The organism is Actinophytocola sp. (assembly GCF_035762905.1).
Taxonomy (GTDB): Bacteria; Actinomycetota; Actinomycetes; order Mycobacteriales; family Pseudonocardiaceae; genus DASYTH01.
In genome coordinates this window covers 1-4,147 of sequence record NZ_DASUCC010000048.1, presented here as the reverse complement: position 1 = coordinate 4,147, position 4,147 = coordinate 1, and the positions used below count along the sequence as shown (strand labels likewise).

1 protein-coding gene is annotated in these 4,147 nt (G+C 70.7%); it reads right to left on the bottom strand.

Annotation, left to right across the window (positions count from 1 at the left end; genetic code table 11):
* On the bottom strand, window positions 1-4,147 hold a 4,147-nt coding region (locus VFV67_RS09530), incomplete at both ends, for a beta-ketoacyl synthase N-terminal-like domain-containing protein (protein ID WP_326468865.1).

Below are 4,147 nucleotides of genomic sequence, written 5' to 3'. Positions count from 1 at the left end.
GGTGCGGCCGGTCAGGATCGTGGCCAACCGGCCCATGGCTCGCTGGTCTAGTTGTGGTGGGAGGTCGATCAGGCCGCCCCATGTCTGGGGGTGTTCCAGGGCGGCGACCCGACCCAGACCCCACACCAGCGCTTGTTCCGGATCGGTGAGCGGGTCGGAGCGGCCTACCGAGACCGCGCCTCGGGTCAGTGCCCAGATCCGGGTGTCGATCCCGGCCTGCAGCACCGCATGCAGCGTGGCCAGCACCACGTCCGGGTCACCGCCAGGCACCACAATCCCCGTGATCGCGGTGATGGCGCCGAGTTCGGACAGCGACGGTGCGGTCGGGTCGGCCTCGAGCACGGTCGCACCGGCCGCACGCAGCGCCGCTGCCAACTCCGGGTCCGGCGCGGCCACAAGCCAGGTACCGGCCAAGGCGGCCGGGGCGCTCGTGGTCGGCCCGGTGCTGGACACGGTGATCGCGCTGGGCCCGGTGATCGTGGTGGGCCTGGTGAGCGTGGTGGGCCTGGTGATCGTGGTGGGCGCGGTGATGGTGGCCGGCTCCCAGGCGATGCGGTAGCGCCAATCGGCCAGCATCGCCTCGGTGTCGCGGCGCTGTCGCCAGGCCGACAAGGCCGGCACGACCACGCCGAGTTCTTCGCGACTGGACAGGTTGAGGCGCTCGGCGAGGGTGTCGAGGTCCTGCTCGTCGATCGCGGCCCAGAACTCGGTGTCGGCCGGGTCGGTGGTGGGTGGGCTGGCAGTGGCGGTGAGCCAGTAGCGCTGGCGTTGGAAGGGATAGGTGGGTAGGTCGATGGCCTGTCCGCCATAGGGCGCCAGCAGTGCGGGCCAGTCGACGGCGATGCCGTGGACGTGCAGGGTGGCCAGGGCGGTGAGCAGGGTGTGCGGGTCGTCCCGGCCAGGACGCAGAGCGGGCACCGCAACGACCGGTTCGGTTACGCAGTGCGGGGTCAGTGCGGTGAGGATGGCGTCCGGGCCGAGTTCGAGGAACCGGGTCGCGCCCTGGGTGTGCAGGGTGGTGATGCCCTCGGCGAACCGGACCGCCTCACGCACGTGCCGCACCCAGTAGTCAGGGGTCTGGATCTGCTCCGGGTCCACCAGTGCGCCGGACACGTTGGACACGATCGGGATCGAGGGTGGGTGGTAGGTGAGGGTTTCGGCCACGGCGTGGAACTCGGCCAGCATGGGTTGCATGCGCGGGGAGTGGAAGGCGTGGGAGACGGTGAGCCGCTTGGTCTTGGCCCAGCGGGGCGCCAACTCCTCGATCACATCCTCATCGCCGGAGATGACCACTGAGGTGGGGGCGTTGATCGCGGCGATGCTCACTCGGCCGGTGTAGTCGGCGATCGCCTCGGCGACGTCGGTTTCGGTGGCCTGCACGGCCAGCATGGCGCCGCCCGGTGGCAGGGCCTGCATCAGCGTGCCGCGCGCGGCGACCAGGGTGCAGGCGTCGTCCAGGGACAGCACACCGGCGATGTGAGCGGCGGCGAGTTCGCCGATCGAATGGCCCAACAGGAAATCCGGGCGCACACCCCAGGACTCGACCAGCCGGTACAGAGCGACTTCCAGCGCGAACAGGCCGGCCTGGGTGAACACGGTGTGGTGCACCAGACCGGAATCGGAGTCCGACTCAGCGAAGAGGACTTCCTTGAGGGGACGGTCCAGATCGAACCGGGCACACACGGCGTCCAGAGTTTCGGCGAAGACCGGGAAAGCCTGGTAGAGCTGCTGGCCCATACCGGGGTATTGGGCGCCCTGACCGGTGAACAGCACCGCCAGACGGCCGGGTTGAGCGTGGCCGCGGATGACGGTGTGGGGGGTGGATTGAGCATCGGCCAGGGCGCCCAGGGTGGACAGGGCATCGGTGCGGTCGGAGGTGAGGATGACCGCGCGGTGTTCCAGGGTGGTGCGGGTGGTGGCCAATGCCGTGGCCACGTCGATGGGTTGAGGGTGGGTATCGGACAGCTGGGTGTGTAAGCGTTCGGCTTGGGCTTGGAGTGCCTCCTCGGTCTTGGCGGAGAGCAGCCAGGGCAGCACTCCAGTGGGGGTGGAGGGCGGTGGCTGCTGGGGTCGGGTGGGGGGCTCCTCGATGATGAGATGGGCGTTGGTGCCGCTGACGCCGAAGGAGGACACAGCGGCGCGGCGGGTTCGGCTCGGGTCGGTGGGCCAGGACTGGGGCTGGGTGAGCAGTTCGACGTTGCCGGCCGACCAGTCCACGTGCGGAGAGGGTTGATCGACATGCAGGGTTGACGGCAGTTGGTTGTGGCGCAGGGCCATCACCATCTTGATGACTCCGGCGACGCCGGCGGCGGCTTGCGCGTGGCCGATGTTGGACTTGATGGAGCCGAGCCAGAGTGGGGTTTCGCGGTTTTGGCCGTAGGTGGCCAGGACGGCTTGGGCTTCGATGGGGTCGCCCAGGGTGGTGCCGGTGCCGTGTGCTTCTACGGTGTCCACATCGGACGGGGTGAGGCCGGCGGCGGTGAGGGCGGCGCGGATGACGCGTTGTTGGGAGGGGCCGTTGGGGGCGGTCAGGCCGTTCGACGCGCCGTCGGAGTTGACCGCGGTGCCGCGCACCACGGCGAGGATGCGGTGGCCGTTGCGCTGTGCGTCGGAGAGGCGTTCGACGACCAGGATGCCGACGCCTTCGGACCAGCCGGTGCCGTCGGCGGCGGCGGCGAAGGCCTTGCAGCGGCCGTCCGGGGACAGGCCGTTCTGGCGGGAGAACTCGGTGAAGATGCCCGGCGTGGCCATGACGGTGGCGCCGCCGGCGAGGGCGAGGTCACATTCGCCGTGGCGCAGGGCTTGGACGGCGAGGTGCAGGGCGACGAGGGAGGAGGAGCAGGCGGTGTCGATGGTGACGGCCGGGCCTTCCAGGCCGAACGTGTAGGCCAGGCGGCCGGACGCGACGCTGGTGGAACTGCCGGTGAGCAGATGGCCCTCGACGCCGTCGGGGAGCCGGCTGCCGGTGCCGTAGCCGGCGGCCGGGACGCCGACGAAGACGCCGGTGTGGCTGCCGCGCAACGCATGGCGGGTGATGCCGGCGCGTTCGAAGGCCTCCCAGGCGGTTTCCAGGAGTAGGCGTTGTTGGGGGTCCATGGCGAGGGCTTCGCGCGGGGAGATGCCGAACAGGCCGGCGTCGAACTCGCCCGCGTCGTGGACGAACCCGCCGTCCCGGACGTAGCTGGAGCCGGGCCGCTGTCCGTCCGGGTCGTACAGGGCGTCGAGGTCCCAGCCGCGGTCGGTGGGGAACTCGCCGATGGCGTCGGTGCCGGAGGCGACCAACTGCCACAGATCCTCGGGCGAGGCCACGCCGCCCGGGTACCGGCACGCCATCGCGACGATGGCGATCGGGTCGGAGTCGGTGTGGGTGGGTGCGGTCCGGGTGACGGGTGCGGCGGCACCGGCGCCGATCAGCTCGGTGCGCAGGTGCTCGACGAGGGCGGTGGGGCTGGGGTGGTCGAAGACCAGCGTGGCGGGCAGCCGTAGTCCGGTGCCGCTGCTCATCCGGTTGCGGAGTTCGACGGCGGTCAGGGAGTCGAAGCCGAGTTCTTTGAAGGCTTTGGCGGGATCGATGGCCTGGGCGCTGGAATGGCCGAGGACGGCGGCGACCTCGGTGATGACGAGTTGGAGTAGGTGGCGGTGCTGGTCGGGTTCGGACAGGGCGGCCAGGGTGGTGGCGAGGGTGGACGGGCTGGTGTGGGTGTTGGCGCGGCGGATCGGGGCGCGGACCAAACCGCGTAGCAGGGCGGGAACCGGGCGTTGTGCGACGGCGGCACGCAGGGCCGGCAGGTCGAGGTGGGTGGGGAGGAGGTGGGGTAGGCCGGTGCGCTGGGCGGTGTCGAACAGGGTCAGGCCGTCCTGGGTGGACAAGGTGCGGCCGAGGCGGGCGGCGCGGGCCTGGTCGGTGTCGCTCAGCGTGGCGCTGATGGTGCTTTCCTGGGCCCACAGGCCCCAGCCGAGGGATTGGGCGGGTAGGCCGTGGGCTTGGCGGTGGTGGGCCAGGGCATCGAGGATGGCGTTGGCGGTGGCGTAGTTGGCTTGGCCGGGTGAGCCGACCGTGGCGGCGATGGAGGAGTAGAGCACGAACAGCGCCAGATCCAGGTGTTGGGTCAGGTCGTGCAGGTGCAGTGCGGCGGTGGCTTTGGGG